Here is a 14,646-nt window from a genome sequence, read left to right on the forward strand (position 1 = left end):
GGAGGGGATGATCCCAGACGCGTCAGGGCAGGTCCGCGGGCTCCCCGAGGGCGAACAGGTCGCCGTGCTCGGCGACACGGGCCAGCACGTCGTCGGTGTCGAAGACCAGCGGGCCGCCCAGCTCCTCCCAGGTCACCGGGGTGGACACCGTGGCCCCGGCCCGCGCCCGCAGCGAGTAGGGCGACACCGTGGTCTTGGCCGTGTTGTTCTGGCTCCAGTCGATGAGCACCTTGCCCGGCCGCAGCACCTTCTCCATCCGCCAGACCACGTCGTCCGGGGTCTCCTCGGTCAGCGCCTGCGCCAGCGCCTTGGCGTACCGGGAGGGGTGGTCGGGGTCGGCGCAGCGGATCGGTGCGTAGACCTGCAGGCCCTTGGAGCCCGAGGTCTTCACCACCGGGTCCAGCCCGTCCTCGACCAGCCGTTCCCGCAGCCGGACGGCGACCGCCGCGCACTCGGCCACGCCGGCACCGGGGCCGGGGTCCAGGTCCAGGACCAGCAGGTCAGGCAGCTGGGGCACCCCGTCGGCGTCGACCCGCCACTGCGGCACGTGCAGCTCCAGCGCCGCGAGGTTGGCCGACCAGGCCAGGTCGGGGACGTCGGTGAGCAGCACCATGTCCAGGGTCTCGCGGTCCTTGGTGGACCCCGGTGCGGGCACCACCACGTGCTGCACCCAGGACGGGGCGTGGCGGGCGTTGTTCTTCTCGAAGAACGACGCGCCCTCGACCCCGTGCGGCCACCGGGTGAAGGTGACCGGCCGGCCGGCCAGGTGCGGCAGCAGCACCGGCGCCACGTGCACGTAGTACTGGATCACCTGGGCCTTGGTGAACCCCACCTCGGGGAAGAGCACCTTGTCCAGGTTCGACACCTCGAGCTGCCGCCCCCCGATCGCCACCCGCTGCCGGCTCACTCCGGCACCACCTCCGCGGCGGGGACGTCGTCGCGCAGGCCGCGCCAGGCGGGGTGGCGCAGGTGGCCGTCGCCGGTCCAGCCGGCGAACACGACCTCGCCGACCAGCTCCGGCTCCACCCAGTGCGCCTCCCGGACGACGTCGGCGGGCACCTCGCCGGCGAAGGGCGACGTCGTGCGGCCGGTCACCCCGCGGGCCAGCTCGGCCAGCGCGCGGTCGGTGAACCCGGTGCCCACCCGGCCGGCGTACCGCAGCCCGCCGTCCTCCTGCACGCCGACCAGCAGCGACCCGATGCCGCCGGCGCGCCGCCCGTTGCCCGGTCGCCACCCGCCGACCACGACGGTCTGGTGCTGCACGTTCTTGACCTTCAGCCACTCCGAGCCCCGGCCGCCGGGCCGGTAGGGCGAGGCCAGCCGCTTGGCGACGACGCCCTCCAGGCCGTGCTCACGGCTGGCTGCCTGCACGTCGGCACCGCCGGCGGGGAACCACGGCGTGGTGGACCACCGGCGGGCGGCCGGTGCCAGGTCGTCGAGCAGCTCGCGGCGCTCGCGGTAGCCGCACCCCAGCAACGACCGGCCGTCGAGCTCGAGCACGTCGAACACGAAGTAGCTCACCGGGACCCGCCGGGCGGTGCGGGCCACCTCGGGGCCGGTCAGGTGCATGCGCTGCTGGAGCAGGCCGAAGTCCGGCCGGCCCCGGCCGTCCAGGGCCACGACCTCGCCGTCGAGCACCGCCCCGCGACCGGCCAGGGACGGCGGCAGCGCGGCGAGCTCGGGGTAGCGGTCGGTGACGTCGGTACCGCTGCGGGCGCGCAACCGCACCGCGCCGTCGCGGACGTGGGCCAGCACCCGGACGCCGTCCCACTTGAACTCGAACGCCCAGCCGGCCTCGTCGCGGGGCAGCTCCCCGGCGACGGCGAGCATCGGCCGGGTCGACTCGTCGACCACCTCAGGCGGACTTGCTCGCGGCCTTCTTGGCCGGGGCCTTCTTCGCCGGCGTCGCCTTCTTCGCCGCGGCCTTCTTCGCGGGGGCGGCCTTCTTCGCGGGCGCCTTCTCCCCCGCGTCGTCGTCGTCGGACGAGGACGAGGACGAGGACGTCCCGCCGGCCTTCTCCACGCTGCGGCGCAGCGCGCTCATCAGGTCGACCACCGAGCCGTCGTCCTCGTCGTCCCCGGCCTCCTCGGGCCGCACGACGTCGCCGCCGGCCTGCTTGGCCTCCAGCAGCGCCGCCATCGCCTCCTTGTAGTCGTCGGTGAACGCCGACGGGTCGAAGGAGCCGCTCATCGTGGCGATGAGGGACTCGGCCATCTTCAGCTCGGCGGGCTTGGCGGCGACGTCCTCGTCCAGGAACCCGAACTCCGGCGCCCGGATCTCGTCGGGCCAGCGCATGGTGTGCAGCACCAGGACGCCGTCGCGCACGCGCAGCGCGGCCAGCGACTCCCGCTGCCGGATGGCGATCTTGGTGATCGCGACCTGGCCGGCGTTCTCCAGCGCGGTGCGCAGCAGCACGTAGGGCCGCGTCGCGGTGCCCTCGGGCTCCAGGTAGTAGGTCTTCTCGAAGTGGATCGGGTCGATCTCGGACTGCTCGACGAACTGCAGCACCTCGATCTCGTGCGTGCTGCCCAGCGGGAGCTCGTCCATGTCGGCGTCGGTGAGCACCACCAGCTCGCCGTTGGGCAGCTCGAAGCCCTTGGCGATGTCGCGGTACTCGATCTCCTCGCCGTCGACCGAGCAGACCCGGCGGTACTTGACCCGGCCGCCGTCGGTCCGGTGCACCTGGTGGAACTTGACGTCGTGGTCCTCGGTGGCCGAGTACAGCTTCACGGCGATCGAGACCAGCCCGAAGGAGACCGCGCCCTTCCAGATCGACCGCATGCCCGTCCCTCTCCACGAATGCCCAGGACACGAATGCCCAAGATCAGCCTAGGGGCGCGGATGGCCGCAGCGCACCCGCGCGCTCCCCCCTACGAGTCGGTCGCGTCCGACTGCAGCTTGTCGTAGGCGAACTGCCCGACGTCCGCGCCGGCGACGATGGTCATGACCAGGCCGGCCAGCCGGGTGGCCCGCGGGGCGGCCACGTAGGACAGCACGAAGCCGGTGCCGATCCACTGCGCCAGGCAGAACGGGCAGGTGACCAGCTCCCCGACCGCGTGCTTCCACCCGCCGTGCTCGCGGATCTCCTCGGCGACCTCCGCCTCGCCCGAGGTGCCCTCGTAGCGGGTGAACGGGGCCCGCAGCGGGCTGGTGACCGGGTCCTTGGCCACCGTGCGGGCCAGCCGGAAGGTGCCGACGGTCAGCAGCAGCGCGTCGCCGAGCGGGATCCGGTCGGGCAGCGGCCTGCCCGACGCCCGCAGCGCCGCCGCGCCGGCCGCGGTGAGCGCGCCGTAGACGCCCATCGCCCCCAGCAGCCCGCCCAGGGGCCGCTGCTCGCCGTGCGCGTACTGCTCCTGCTGGCTGCGGGCCCAGGACCCGACCTTCTCGGTGACCGACATGCAGGGCGGGCTACCCGCCCGGTGGGGGCTCACACCGCGTGTGGACGACGGTCCCGCGGGGGTAGGGGCCGACCATGACGCAGCCCGAGGGCCAGACCGCCCGCGACCAGTTCCCCGAGGACGCCGGGATCCCCGAGATCGCCGACGACACCCCCGAGGCCGCCATGGCCGAGGACCCGCAGTTCGCCCCCGACATGGGGCGCGAGACCGCCGGCGCCAGCGTCGACTTCGGCACCACCGCCGAGGAGCAGGCCGAGGGCGAGCCGCTGGACGGCAGGCTCGCCCGCGAGGAGCCCGACGTCGACGTCGACCCCGGCACCCGGCCCGCCGAGGACCCCGACGGCCCGGTCACCCAGCTCGACCAGGACGTCGACACCGACCCGCTCGACAGCTCCGGCACCGACTCCGTCGGCGACGACGTGCTGGCGACCGGCGAGGCGCCGGCGGGCGGCGAGGGGCCTGAGGAGCGGGCGGTGCACCCCACCGGCGACTGAGCGGCACGGCCCCCGGCGCTGGCCGCCCACTCGGCTTGTGGGCGGCCTGCGCCGTGTCTAGGGTCCGGACGGGCAGTTCAGCCATCAGCTGCCCGCGACGTCTGCACCGGGGTCACCCGGGTGCCGTCCCTCCCCCGGGGTGCTCCGACCGGGGAACCCCGACGGCGCGCGTCCGCGGCAGGTACGTTGTGCACGCCAGTGCGTGCCCGTCGGGCACCACCGCTGAGAGGAGCTCCAGTCCGTGACCTCATCTGACCTGCCCGCCGAGGGTCAGCGCGACGCGTCGGCTCCCACCGACACCGCCGATGCTCCCTTCGACGACGTGATCACCCTGTCGACGTCCACGGACGCCGACGGCGCGGTCACGGTGACGGTCGTCGGCGAGGTGGACACCTTCACCGCCCCCGTGCTGCGCGCCTCGCTGGACACCCAGCTGGAGCAGCAGCCCGAGGAGCTGGTCATCGACCTCTGCGGGGTCCAGTTCCTGGGCTCCGCCGGTCTCGCCGTGCTCGTCGAGACCCAGAAGTCGGCCCGGGCCCGCGAGGTGGGCCTGACCCTGGTCGCCTCCACCCGCGCGGTCACCCGGCCGCTGGAGGTCACCGGTCTGATCGACCTGTTCACCATCGTCGACGGCAACAGCTGACCAGCTGGCCCGTTCCGCACGAGGACCCCGTCACCGCCCGGTGACGGGGTCCTCGTGCGTCCGGGGTCAGGCCGACAGCAGCCGGCACACCCCGGCCTCCAGCACCCGCTGGCGCTCGCGGTCGTCGGCGGCACCCGCGGCCTCGGCGAGCGCGTCGGCGATGGTCTCGCCGTGCTCGAACCTGTCGACCACCCGCGGGTCGACGTAGCTGGCCCGGCAGACCGCCGGCGTGTTGCCCAGCTGGTCCGACACCGCGCGGTAGGCCGCCCGCGCGGCCTTCGTGCGGCCCGTGCGGGACGTGGGCGGCGGGTCCTCCGCCAACAACACGGCCATGAGCACGGTCGCTGTCCAGGTGCGGAAGTCCTTCGCGGTGACCTCGGCGCCCGAGACCTCCCGCAGGTAGGCGTTGACGTCGTCGCTGTGCACGTCGCGCCAGCTGCCGTCGGGGTTCTGCCAAGCCAGCAGCTCCTCCCCCGCGTCGTCCGGGCGCTCGAGCAGCTGCCGGACGGCGGTGGCGGTGGCGGGGTCGGTGATCTCGACCTCGCGCTGCTTGCTGCCCTTGGCCAGGTAGCAGAAGGCCACCGTGCGGCCGCGCACCTCGACGTGCTCCCGGCGCAGCGTCGCCAGGCCGTAGGTGCCGTTGTCCTCGGCGTACTGGTCGCTGCCCACCCGGAAGGCGCCGAGGTCCAGCAGCCGGACGGCGAGGGCCAGGGCGCGTTCGCGCGGCATCCCCCGCCGGCGCAGCGCCGCGGCCACCGCGTCGCGGACGTCGGGCAGCGTGTGGCTGATCTCCAGCACCCGCTCGTGCTTGGCGGCGTCGCGCTGCACCCGCCACTGGTCGTGGTAGCGGTACTGCCGCCGACCCGCGGCGTCGGTGCCGGTGGCCTGGATGTGGCCGTGCGGCCAGGGGCAGATCCACACGTCGCGCCAGGCGGGCGGGATGGCCAGGGCCTCGAGGCGGGCACGCCGCCCGTCCCGGATGAGGGCACCGTCCTGGTCGTGGAACGCCCAGCCGCGACCGCGCGCCCGGCGGGTCCAGCCCGGGGCGTGCACGTCACTGCGCCGGAGCCTCACCCCCGTCCTGGTGGGCAGCGGGCGCGGGCGGCAAACCTGCAGGCGGAACCGGATCGCCCGTTCGGGGGTCAGTCGTCGGCGAGCCGGACCCCGGCCCGGGCCAGCGCGGCGCGCGGCTGGGTGGCCGCCGAGACCACCCGCAGCGGCCAGCCGTTGGCCCGGCCGATCGCCGCGACCTCGGCCACCGCGGCGACCACCGCCGGCCCCAGGTGGTCGACGCCGTCCAGGTCGAGCTCGGCGCGCACCACCCCGCCCCGCGAGGCCTCCAGCAGCCGCAGCCGGACCCCGGCGGCCGCGTCGTCGGCCAGCGGGCCGGTCGCGCGCACGCACGGCACCGCCGCCGAGCGGTCGATGCGCAGCACGGCCAGCTCGTCGACCGACGCGGTGGCCCGCTCGGGGAGCGCCCGGGCGGGCACCCGGAGGGTGACGGTGGTGCCGTCGGGGCGCCGGGAGATCTCCACGTCCTCGAGCAGCTGGTGCATGATCAGCAACCCGCGGCCGCGGTCACCGGGGTCGGCGTCCGGGGTGCGCCAGCCGCCGTGGTCGGCCACCACGGCGGTGACCCGGCCGGCCGGGTCCACCTCGACCCGCACCTCCATCGTGCCGCGGGCGCCCGGCGGGTAGGCGTGGTCGACCGCGTTGGCGCACGCCTCACCGACGGCGACCTGCAGGGCCCCGACGACGTCGGGGGTCACCTGGGCAGCCGACAGCCACCGGCCCAGCGACCGCCGCACGGTGACCAGGGAGGCCGCCTCGGCGGGGAGATCGAGGACCAGGGGGTCGGCGCGAGGACGGGGGTTCCCCGGAACTGCGCTCATCACGGCCATACCACCGCACCTGCGCCGCTCCGGCAACCGCGACGGGCGCGCGGTGCGAACACCCGTGCGGGAGGATGGGCACGCCGTCCATCCGGACGGTGTGCACACGTGAGGAGCGAACCAGCCGATGGTCGACACGACCGGTGGCGCCGCAGGGCGCCGCACCGAACGCCTGGAGCTCCGGGTGCCCACCTCGCGCACCCAGCTGCCCGCCGTCCGGGCCATGACCGGGGACCTGGCCATGCGCATGGACTTCGACCTCGACGCCGTCGAGGACCTCCGCCTGGCCGTCGACGAGGCCAGCGCCACGCTCGCCTCGGTCGCCCAGCCCGGCACCCCGCTGGTCGCGGTCTTCGAGACCGGCCCCACGGGCCTGACCATCACCGCCTGGGTGTCCACCACCGCGGGCACCGACGTCCCCCGCGACGGGTTCGGCTGGGCGGTCATCGCCGCGCTGGTCGACTCGGTCGACGCCGGGCCGGCCGACCGGGCCGACGTCCCCGGCGGCGAGGGCGGCGAGGGCCCGGTGGCCACCATCACCCTGGTCAAGGAGCTGCCACCCCCGCTGCGCGCCACGGCCGCCGCGGGCGACAGCGACGCCGACCTCTCGGTGGCCCGGTGACCCGGGTGGTCGAGCGGACCCCCGACACCGGACCCCACGCCGTGGTGCCCGAGCCCGGGGCCCCCGCCCCCGAGCTGGCCGTCGAGACCGACGCCCTCGACGACACCGACAGCGCCACCACCGAGGCCACGGACACCTCCGAGGCCGCCGAGGCGCCCGCTGCTGCCCCCGCCGAGCCGGCGCCCCCGGTGTCGGACAACCGCCGGCGCGCCGAGCGCACCGCGCCGCTGTTCGTGGAGCTGGCCGCCCTCGCCCCCGACGACCCGCGCCGGGAGCGGCTGCGGGAGATCCTGGTCGAGGAGCACCTGCCGCTGGTCCGGCACTTCGCGCGCCGGTTCAGCAACCGCGGCGAGCCCTTCGACGACCTGCTGCAGGTCGGCACCCTGGGCCTGATCGCGGCCATCGACAGGTTCGACCCCACCCGGGGTGTGGAGTTCCTGTCCTTCGCCGTGCCCACCATCACCGGTGAGATCAAGCGGCACTTCCGCGACCAGGGCTGGTCGGTGCGGGTGCCGCGCCGGCTGCAGGAGCTGCACCTGTCGCTGAACGCCGCGGTCGGGGAGCTCGCGCAGAAGAACGGCCGCGCTCCCAACCCGTCCGAGCTCGCCGAGTACCTGGGCATCCCGCGGTCGGAGGTGCTGGAGGGTCTGCAGGTCGCCAACGCCTACCGGTCGTCGTCCCTGGACGAGCGGCTCTCCGGCGAGGAGGACTCCCCCACCCTGGCCGCCACCCTGGGCCAGGAGGACGCCGCGCTCGAGGGGGTGGAGTACCGCGAGTCCCTGCAGCCGCTGCTGGCCACCATCCCGGCCCGCGAGCGCCGCATCCTCATCCTGCGGTTCTTCGGCAACATGACGCAGTCGCAGATCGCCGCCGACATCGGCATCTCCCAGATGCACGTGTCGCGGCTGCTGGCCCAGACGCTGGCCAAGCTGCGCGAGGGCCTGCTCAAGGACGACTGACCGGCCGGCACCCACGCCACCGACCGGGTCGTCGACCGACGCCCACCGACCACGTCTCGCGACGACTGGTCGGCGGGCGTCGATCGACGCATCCGGGGTGGGCCCTCAGCGGCCCTGGTAGCCGGGGGGCGGGCCCCACTGCTGCGGCGGCGGGCCCTGCTGCTGCGGGCCCTGCTGGCCGTAGGGCGGCGGCGGGGCGGGGCGGTCGTCGTCCTCGTCGCGGGTGTCGCGCGGGTCGGCCGCGGCGCCGGACTCCCGGACGTCGGCGGTCAGCTCGGCCAGGGACGGCGTGCTGGGCATCTGCGGGTGCGGCGTCTCCGGGGCCACGTCGGCCAGCGAGCTCATCTCGATCCGGGCCTCGGGCTGGTCGGCCGCCTTGGGCAGCGCGGACTCGAACCAGTCCGAGGTGTCCAGCTTCTGGGCCGGCGCGGAGGGCTCGGCCCGGGTGCCGTCGACGTCCAGCCAGGACCGCTTGCCCTCCCCCTCGCCCGAGCCGCCCCGGCCGGCGCCGCCGAGGTTGGCCAGGCCCTCGAGGGCCTGGGAGAACTCGCTGGGCACGATCCACATCTTGTTGGCGTCGCCCTGCGCGATCTTGGGCAGCGTCTGCAGGTACTGGTAGGCCAGCAGGCCCTGGTCGGGCTTGCCGTCGTGGATGGCCTGGAAGACGGTCTCGATCGACTTGGCCTGGCCCTGCGCCTGCAGGAACAGCGCGGCGCGCTCACCCTCGGCGCGCAGGATGCGGGACTGCCGCTCGGCCTCGGCCTCCAGGATCGCGGCCTGCTTGTGGCCCTCGGCGGCGAGGATCTGGCTGGCCTTCTGGCCCTCGGCGGTCATGATCGCCGACTGCCGCTGGCCCTCGGCGGTGAGGATGGTGGCCCGCTTGTCGCGGTCGGCGCGCATCTGCTTCTCCATCGAGTCCTGGATGGACAGCGGCGGGTCGATGGCCTTGATCTCGACCCGGGCGACCCGCAGGCCCCACGGCCCGGTGGTGCCGTCGAGCACGGCGCGCAGCTGGGAGTTGATGCCGTCGCGGCCGGTGAGGGCGCCCTCGAGGTTCAGCCCGCCGACGACGTTGCGCAGCGTCGTGGTGGTCAGCTGCTCCATGCCGGTGATGTAGTTGGCGATGCCGTAGACGGCCAGCCGCGGGTCGGTGACCTGGAAGTAGACGACGGTGTCGATGCCGACCTGCAGGTTGTCGGCGGTGATGACCGGCTGCGGCGGGAAGCTGATGACCTGCTCGCGCAGGTCGATGGTGGCCCGAACGCGGTCGGCGAAGGGCACCAGGATCGCCAGGCCGGGGCTCAGCGTCCGGCTGTACCGGCCGAAGCGCTCGACGACCTTGGCCTGCGCCTGCGGGACGATCGTGACGCTCTTGGCGAGCACGATGATCACCACGACGGCGATCACGAGGAGTGCGATGAGGGCTTCCACGGGCGGGGCGCTCCTGACGTCGGTGGGGTGATCACCACTGATGGTGCCCTCCGGGCGGGCGCTATGCGAAACCCGGGCGTTCAGGCCCGGGAGACGTAGGCGATCGGGCCCTCGATCTGCACGATCCGCACGACCTGGCCGACGTCGTAGGCCTCGCCGTCGAGCTGGGTGCGGGCCGACCACTCGTCGTGGCCCATCCGCACCTGCCCGGAGGTGCCGGTGACCCGCTCGCTGACCTCGGCGGTGCGGCCGACGTAGACCTCGACGCCGTCGACCTGATCGGGGGTGCGCTCGGTCAGGTGCCGCTTGGCCACCGGCCGGACGACGAGCAGCAGGCCGAGGGAGACGACGACGAAGGCGACCAGCTGCAGGACGACGGCACCGCCGAGCAGCGCGACCAGCATCCCGCCCAGCGCACCCCCGGCCAGCATGAGCAGCACCAGGTCGAGGCTGGCGACCTCACCGGCCGTGAACAGCCCCGCCGCGATCAACCAGAGCACCCAGGCGGCCATCGCCCGAGTCTGGCAGAGCGCACCGTCCCCGTGGGCCGCCTACCCTCGACCGGGTGCCCGACCTCAGGACCCGCCGCGCCGCCGGTGACCCCGCTGGACGGCTGGCCGCCTGGGCGACCGCGTGGCTGGCCGGCCGGGTGCCCTACGACGACGCCCTGGAGGCGGTGACCGGCGACCGGGCCCACGTGGTCTCCGACGCCGACGGCACCCGGCCGCTGGGTGAGGTGCTGACGTCGCTGCGCGGTCGCGGGGAGCGCCGGCTGCGGCTGGTGCTCCCCGTCCCCGGCGACGTGCACGGCCTGCCGCCGGTGCCCGCGCTGGCCGCCGCCGCGGTGGAGGCCGGCCAGGCCGTCGTCGGCGACACCCTGGTGCTGCTGCCGGCCTCGGCCACCAGCGAGGCCGTGCTGTGGACCCAGGTCGACCTGCCGGCCGGCTGCCTGGCCCCGCCGCCGGTCGAGGGCACGCTGCGCTCGCTGTCGGGCCGGCTGGACCTCGCCGTCGGCGACGCCGCCCGCACCCTCGCCGGGCTGGACCTGGCCCGCTGGCACCCCGAGGTGCCGGCCCTGCTGGCCGGGCTGTCCGCGCGGGCCGAGGACCCGGGTCTGCCCCCGGACACCGACCCGGTCGCGGTCTCGGTGCTCACCCGGGCGCGCCGGCTGGCCACCGTGCTGGACCTCGCGCTGGCCGACTCCCCCGGCGGCGCCGTCACCGCGGGCCAGATGGCCGCGCGGGAGCAGGCCCTCCGGCCGCTGGGCGACGCCGTCCGGGAGGCCACCACCGCCGTCTGGAACTGGCTCCCGCGCTAGCTCGGGCGGGCGCCCGGGCGGCCGGCGGGGCGCTGGACGAAGCAGCAGGACGCCGGGCAGTTGGTGCCCAGCCGCGGTTCGCCACCGGCACGGCGCTCGGCCAGCAGGTCGACCAGCGAGCGGACGAACGCCGGGTGCGTGCCCGCCGTCGCCGCGCGGGCGAAGGCCAGGCCGAGTTCCTGCGCGGTCTCCTCCGCCTCGTTGTCCAGGTCCCAGATGACCTCGAGGTGGTCGGAGATGAAGCCCACCGGGAAGACGACGACCGCCTGCGCACCGGCGTCGGCGATCGCCCGCAGGTGGTCGTTGACGTCGGGCTCCAGCCACGGCACCGACGGCGGGCCCGACCGCGACTGCCAGACCAGGTCGAACGACCGGCCCGGCGCGACGCGGTCGACCACCAGCCGCGCGGCGGTCTCCAGCTCGCGCTCGTAGGTGTGCCCCTCCGGGCCGGCGACGGCGGCCATCGCGTCGGGGATGGAGTGCGCGGTGGCGACCAGCCGGGCGCCGTCGCGCAGGTCCTCGGGCAGCTGCGCCAGGGCGGCGGCCAGGGCGTCGGCGTTGGCCTGCACGAAGCCGTCGGCGTCGTAGTAGTGCGGCAGCTTCTCCGCCGTCGGGCCCGCCGGCGCGGCCGGGTCGGACTCCAGCGCCACCCGGGCCCGGGCGACGTCCTCGTGGTACTGCCGGCAGCCGGAGAACGAGGCGTAGGCCGACGTGGCGAGCACGTAGGCGTGCTCGATGCCGTCGGTGGCCATCGCGCGCCACACGTCCTCGACGTAGGGCGCCCAGTTGCGGTTGCCCCAGTACACCGGCAGGTCGACGCCGGCGTCGCGCAGCGCGGCGACCAGCGCCTTGTTCTGGTCGTTGATCGGGCTGACGCCGTCGAAGTGGTGGTAGTGCTCGGCGACGCTCTCCAGCCGCTCGCGCGGGATGCCGCGGCCGCGGGTGACGTTCTCCAGGAACGGCATCACCTGGTCGTGGCCCTCGGGCCCGCCGAAGCCGAGCACCAGCAGCGCCTCCCGCCGGCCCGCCGGGGCCGGCGCGGACCCCGGGACGACGCCCCCGTTGTTGCGGGCGGCCAGCGAGGGTTCCTCGTCCGGCCGCTGCCCGTCGGGGGTGATGGACACCCCGTCGGGGAGCGGGTGGGCGGGCCGGGCAGGGAGGAGCTGTTCGGTCACCGCCCAGTCATACCCCGACGGCGTGGAACCCGCCGTCCACGTGCACGATCTCACCCGTCGTCGCGGGGAACCAGTCGCTCAGCAGCGCCACGATCGCCTTGCCCGAGGGCTCGGTGTCGGTGACCGACCAGCCCAGCGGGGCCTTGGTCTCCCAGGCCTCCTCGAACTGCTTGCTGCCCGGGATCGACTTCATGGCCATGGTGCGCAGCGGGCCGGCGGCGACCAGGTTGACCCGGACGCCGTCGGGGCCCAGCTCGCGGGCCAGATACCGCGACGTCGACTCCAGCGCCGCCTTGGCCGCGCCCATCCAGCCGTAGACCGGCCAGGCGACGGTCGCGTCGAAGGTCAGCCCGACCACCGAGGCCTGCTCGCCGAACAGCGGCCGGCAGGCCTGGGTGAGGGAGGCCAGCGACCAGGTGGAGACCTGGAAGGCGGTGGCGGCGTGCTCCCACGCCACCTCCGGGAAGCCCTCGCCCATGGCCTCCTGCGGCGCGAAGCCGATGGAGTGCACGACGCCGTCGAGCTGGGCGCCCTCGGGCAGCACCTCGCGCAGCCGGTCGGCCAGCGTGGCCAGGTGCTCGGTGTTCGTGACGTCGAGCTCGACGACGGCGGCCTCCTGCGGCAGCCGCTTGGCGATTCGCTGGCACAGGCTGAACGCCCGGCCGAAGTTGGACAGGACGACGGTGGCGCCCTGCTCCTGCGCGATGCGCGCCGCCGAGAAGGCGATCGACGCCTCGGTCAGCACGCCGGCGATCAGGACCGTCTTGCCCTCGAGGATGCCCATGCTCAGTGCCCCATTCCCAGTCCGCCGTCGACCGGGACGACCGCCCCGGTGATGTACCCCGCGTGCTCGCTGGCCAGGAACCGGACGACGCCGGCGACCTCCTCGGCCTCGGCGAGCCGACCCAGCGGGACCTGCCCGAGGATCTCCTGCTGCCGCTTCTCGGGCAGCTCCGCGGTCATGTCGGTGCGCACGAAACCCGGTGCCACCACGTTGGCGGTGATCCCGCGCCCGCCCAGCTCGCGAGCGATGGAGCGGGCCAGCCCGACCAGCCCGGACTTCGACGCCGCGTAGTTGACCTGCCCGGCCGAGCCGAGCAGCCCGACGACCGAGGACACGAAGACCATCCGGCCGCTGCGGGCGCGCACCATCTTCGCGCTGGCCCGCTTGGCCACCCGGTAGGCGGCGGTGAGGTTGGCGTCGACGACCTCGGTGAAGGCGTCCTCGCCCATCCGCATGAGCAGGCCGTCGCGGGTGATGCCGGCGTTGCTGACCAGCACCTCGACCGGGCCCTGGTGCTCCTCGACGGCGGTGAAGGCGGCGTCGACGTCCTCGGTGGAAGTCACGTCGCAGCGCACCCCGAACAGGCCGTCGGGTGCACCGCTGCCGCGGTGGGTGACCGCCACGGAGTCGCCCGCCTCGGCGAACGAGCGGGCGATGGCCAACCCGATCCCCCGGTTGCCCCCGGTCACCAGCACCGATCTGCCCACTGCCACTCCCGCACTCGTCCCGGCGTCCGTCGGGAGCAACCTATCGGTGGCGGCGGGGGGCCCGCCGGGCCGGGCGGGCTACCGATCAGTAGCGACGGCGGGGTCGCGCAGGGCGTAGCGGCGGTGGTCGACGTGCTCGCGCAGCAGCACCTCGTGCGCCCGGCGCACGGTGGTCCGCAGCTCGCCGCGCTCGGCGTAGGGCACCAGCACGCGCGGGCGGTCGAGCTCCTCGTCCCGCGCCGCCGCGAAGACCGCGCCCACCCGGTCCAGGCTGGTCGAGAACAGCTCGACGACCTCGGCCCAGCCGGGCCGGGCCGCGGTGTCCAGGCCCAGCTCGCGGTAGGTGCCCGGGCCGGTGTCGGTGGTCGGCAGCCCGAGCGGGCAGAACGGCTCGTCGCCGGCGCCGAGCACGCGGCCGGCCCACACGTCGGCGGCGAACACCAGGTGCCGCAGGGTCTCCGCGAGCGACCACTCGCCGTCCACCCGCCGGTCCACGAGGTCGGCCGGGGCCTGCGCCACCGTGCCCCGCCAGAGGCCGTCCACGACGTCCCAGGCCGCGCGCAGGTCGGCCGCCGTCCGGGCCTCGCGGACCGCGACCCGCTCGGGGAAGCGCCGGTCGAGCTCGGCGTGCACGAAGCCCGAGACCTCCACGCCCTCCACCACGAGGGAGCCGAGGTCGCCCGCGAAGGCGTCGATGCGGACGTCGTCGACCTCGCAGCCGACCAGCCGGGCACCGCGCAGGTCGCACTCGACCAGCCGCAGGCCGCGCAGGTCGGTGCCGGGCGCGACGTCCACCCGGCCATCCTGGCGCGGATCGGCGGGTGCGGTCTACCGCTCGTCGTACCGCAGCGCGGCCAGGCAGACCGCACCCCAGAGCGCCGCGAAGCCGACGGTCTTGCCCCAGGTGCCCCGGCCGCGCAGGGCCACCCCGAGCACGGCGGCGTCGCCCCAGTCGCTGGCCACCCGGGCGCCGACGGCGGCCCGGCGGGCCGGGCCGGCGGGGGCGAGCACCATGGCCAGCCCGATGGCGGTGTCGCGCACCCCGACCAGCCGGGTGAGGGTGCGGGCGTCGCGGTTGCGGGCCAGCCCGGCGGGCCGCTGCAGCAGCTGGGGGCGGGCGACGAGGGCGGCCGAGTAGGCGGCGGTGGCGGCGCCGGTGAGCACGGTCAGAGCAGGCACGGGGGTCCTCCGGGGGTCACGCGGTCAGGGGTGCCCGTTGGCT

At 75.2% G+C, this 14,646-nt stretch carries 18 protein-coding genes; 5 read left to right on the top strand and 13 right to left on the bottom strand.

The annotated features are described in order from the left end of the window. Positions 1 to 22: 22 nt before the first annotated feature. The 4 genes from ligD (BLT39_RS10140) to BLT39_RS10155 all read right to left on the bottom strand — a co-directional run bounded on the left by ligD (BLT39_RS10140) (position 23) and on the right by BLT39_RS10155 (position 3,399). On the bottom strand, positions 23 to 907 hold the full coding sequence (gene ligD, locus BLT39_RS10140; RefSeq protein WP_091062358.1) for a non-homologous end-joining DNA ligase: 885 nt from the start codon (positions 905 to 907) through the stop codon (positions 23 to 25). After that, entirely contained in the window at positions 904 to 1,854 is a 951-nt protein-coding gene (gene ligD / locus BLT39_RS10145; RefSeq protein WP_242658294.1) for a non-homologous end-joining DNA ligase, read from the bottom strand. The genes ligD (BLT39_RS10140) and ligD (BLT39_RS10145) overlap by 4 nt, the downstream gene beginning before the upstream one ends. Position 1,855: 1 nt before the next feature. Continuing rightward, a complete protein-coding gene (gene ku / locus BLT39_RS10150; protein WP_091062359.1) occupies positions 1,856 to 2,782 on the bottom strand; it encodes a non-homologous end joining protein Ku in 927 nt (308 codons plus the stop codon). A gap of 89 nt (positions 2,783 to 2,871) precedes the next feature. After that, positions 2,872 to 3,399: a DUF1360 domain-containing protein gene (locus BLT39_RS10155; RefSeq protein ID WP_091062361.1), complete on the bottom strand. Its 528-nt coding sequence runs from the start codon at positions 3,397 to 3,399 to the stop codon at positions 2,872 to 2,874. Between the two features lie 74 nt (positions 3,400 to 3,473). On the opposite strand from BLT39_RS10155, the gene BLT39_RS10160 reads away from it, so the two are divergent. Then, positions 3,474 to 3,893 carry a hypothetical protein gene (locus tag BLT39_RS10160; RefSeq protein WP_091062363.1) on the top strand — a complete coding sequence of 140 codons (420 nt, stop codon included), beginning with the start codon at positions 3,474 to 3,476 and terminating at the stop codon, positions 3,891 to 3,893. Positions 3,894 to 4,134: 241 nt separating this feature from the next. After that, positions 4,135 to 4,536 (top strand): STAS domain-containing protein, encoded by a 402-nt coding sequence (locus BLT39_RS10165; RefSeq protein ID WP_091062365.1) that lies wholly within the window; start codon positions 4,135 to 4,137, stop codon positions 4,534 to 4,536. 66 nt (positions 4,537 to 4,602) lie between these two features. Here the strand turns inward: BLT39_RS10165 and BLT39_RS10170 are convergent, their stop codons facing one another. Together BLT39_RS10170 and BLT39_RS10175 are read right to left on the bottom strand one after the other, a co-directional pair. Continuing rightward, positions 4,603 to 5,610: a DNA topoisomerase IB gene (locus tag BLT39_RS10170; protein WP_242658295.1), complete on the bottom strand. Its 1,008-nt coding sequence runs from the start codon at positions 5,608 to 5,610 to the stop codon at positions 4,603 to 4,605. A gap of 68 nt (positions 5,611 to 5,678) precedes the next feature. Then, positions 5,679 to 6,428: an ATP-binding protein gene (locus tag BLT39_RS10175; RefSeq protein WP_165640228.1), complete on the bottom strand. Its 750-nt coding sequence runs from the start codon at positions 6,426 to 6,428 to the stop codon at positions 5,679 to 5,681. 127 nt (positions 6,429 to 6,555) lie between these two features. Here BLT39_RS10175 and BLT39_RS22745 point away from each other — a divergent pair, with 127 nt between their 5' ends. Together BLT39_RS22745 and BLT39_RS10180 are read left to right on the top strand one after the other, a co-directional pair. Further along, entirely contained in the window at positions 6,556 to 7,050 is a 495-nt protein-coding gene (locus BLT39_RS22745) for an ATP-binding protein (protein WP_207507832.1), read from the top strand. Then, on the top strand, positions 7,047 to 8,009 hold the full coding sequence (locus tag BLT39_RS10180; RefSeq protein ID WP_242658296.1) for an RNA polymerase sigma factor SigF: 963 nt from the start codon (positions 7,047 to 7,049) through the stop codon (positions 8,007 to 8,009). The genes BLT39_RS22745 and BLT39_RS10180 overlap by 4 nt, the downstream gene beginning before the upstream one ends. Before the next feature lie 105 nt (positions 8,010 to 8,114). Here the strand turns inward: BLT39_RS10180 and BLT39_RS10185 are convergent, their stop codons facing one another. Both BLT39_RS10185 and BLT39_RS10190 read right to left on the bottom strand, forming a co-directional pair. After that, positions 8,115 to 9,440: an SPFH domain-containing protein gene (locus BLT39_RS10185; RefSeq protein WP_091062369.1), complete on the bottom strand. Its 1,326-nt coding sequence runs from the start codon at positions 9,438 to 9,440 to the stop codon at positions 8,115 to 8,117. 80 nt (positions 9,441 to 9,520) lie between these two features. Then, positions 9,521 to 9,952, bottom strand: coding sequence for an NfeD family protein (locus tag BLT39_RS10190; RefSeq protein WP_091062371.1), 432 nt, complete (start codon positions 9,950 to 9,952; stop codon positions 9,521 to 9,523). Positions 9,953 to 10,005: 53 nt separating this feature from the next. Here BLT39_RS10190 and BLT39_RS10195 point away from each other — a divergent pair, with 53 nt between their 5' ends. After that, a complete protein-coding gene (locus tag BLT39_RS10195) occupies positions 10,006 to 10,758 on the top strand; it encodes a hypothetical protein (protein WP_091062372.1) in 753 nt (250 codons plus the stop codon). Here BLT39_RS10195 and BLT39_RS10200 read toward each other — a convergent pair. From BLT39_RS10200 to BLT39_RS10220, 5 genes are all read right to left on the bottom strand, one after another. Next, on the bottom strand, positions 10,755 to 11,933 hold the full coding sequence (locus BLT39_RS10200) for a ferrochelatase (protein WP_207507834.1): 1,179 nt from the start codon (positions 11,931 to 11,933) through the stop codon (positions 10,755 to 10,757). The two genes, BLT39_RS10195 and BLT39_RS10200, sit on opposite strands and share 4 nt — an antisense overlap. Before the next feature lie 7 nt (positions 11,934 to 11,940). Continuing rightward, entirely contained in the window at positions 11,941 to 12,717 is a 777-nt protein-coding gene (gene fabI, locus BLT39_RS10205; RefSeq protein ID WP_165640229.1) for an enoyl-ACP reductase FabI, read from the bottom strand. Between the two features lie 2 nt (positions 12,718 to 12,719). Then, entirely contained in the window at positions 12,720 to 13,406 is a 687-nt protein-coding gene (fabG, locus tag BLT39_RS10210) for a 3-oxoacyl-ACP reductase FabG (protein WP_278246963.1), read from the bottom strand. Between the two features lie 96 nt (positions 13,407 to 13,502). Continuing rightward, positions 13,503 to 14,219 (bottom strand): DinB family protein, encoded by a 717-nt coding sequence (locus tag BLT39_RS10215; protein ID WP_091062377.1) that lies wholly within the window; start codon positions 14,217 to 14,219, stop codon positions 13,503 to 13,505. 33 nt (positions 14,220 to 14,252) lie between these two features. Continuing rightward, on the bottom strand, positions 14,253 to 14,603 hold the full coding sequence (locus tag BLT39_RS10220; protein WP_091062378.1) for a hypothetical protein: 351 nt from the start codon (positions 14,601 to 14,603) through the stop codon (positions 14,253 to 14,255). Between the last annotated feature and the right edge of the window lie 43 nt (positions 14,604 to 14,646).

It is taken from the genome of Klenkia brasiliensis (genome assembly GCF_900100695.1).
Lineage (GTDB): Bacteria > Actinomycetota > Actinomycetes > Mycobacteriales > Geodermatophilaceae > Klenkia > Klenkia brasiliensis.

Bases quoted from the DNA above. Each gene is read 5' to 3' on its own strand.
- BLT39_RS10190 (WP_091062371.1), bottom strand. From the start codon at position 9,952: ATGGCCGCCTGGGTGCTCTGGTTGATCGCGGCGGGGCTGTTCACGGCC.
- BLT39_RS22745 (WP_207507832.1), top strand. From the start codon at position 6,556: ATGGTCGACACGACCGGTGGCGCCGCAGGGCGCCGCACCGAACGCCTG.
- BLT39_RS10175 (WP_165640228.1), bottom strand. From the start codon at position 6,428: ATGAGCGCAGTTCCGGGGAACCCCCGTCCTCGCGCCGACCCCCTGGTC.
- fabI (WP_165640229.1), bottom strand. From the start codon at position 12,717: ATGGGCATCCTCGAGGGCAAGACGGTCCTGATCGCCGGCGTGCTGACC.
- BLT39_RS10160 (WP_091062363.1), top strand. From the start codon at position 3,474: ATGACGCAGCCCGAGGGCCAGACCGCCCGCGACCAGTTCCCCGAGGAC.
- BLT39_RS10155 (WP_091062361.1), bottom strand. From the start codon at position 3,399: ATGTCGGTCACCGAGAAGGTCGGGTCCTGGGCCCGCAGCCAGCAGGAG.
- ku (WP_091062359.1), bottom strand. From the start codon at position 2,782: ATGCGGTCGATCTGGAAGGGCGCGGTCTCCTTCGGGCTGGTCTCGATC.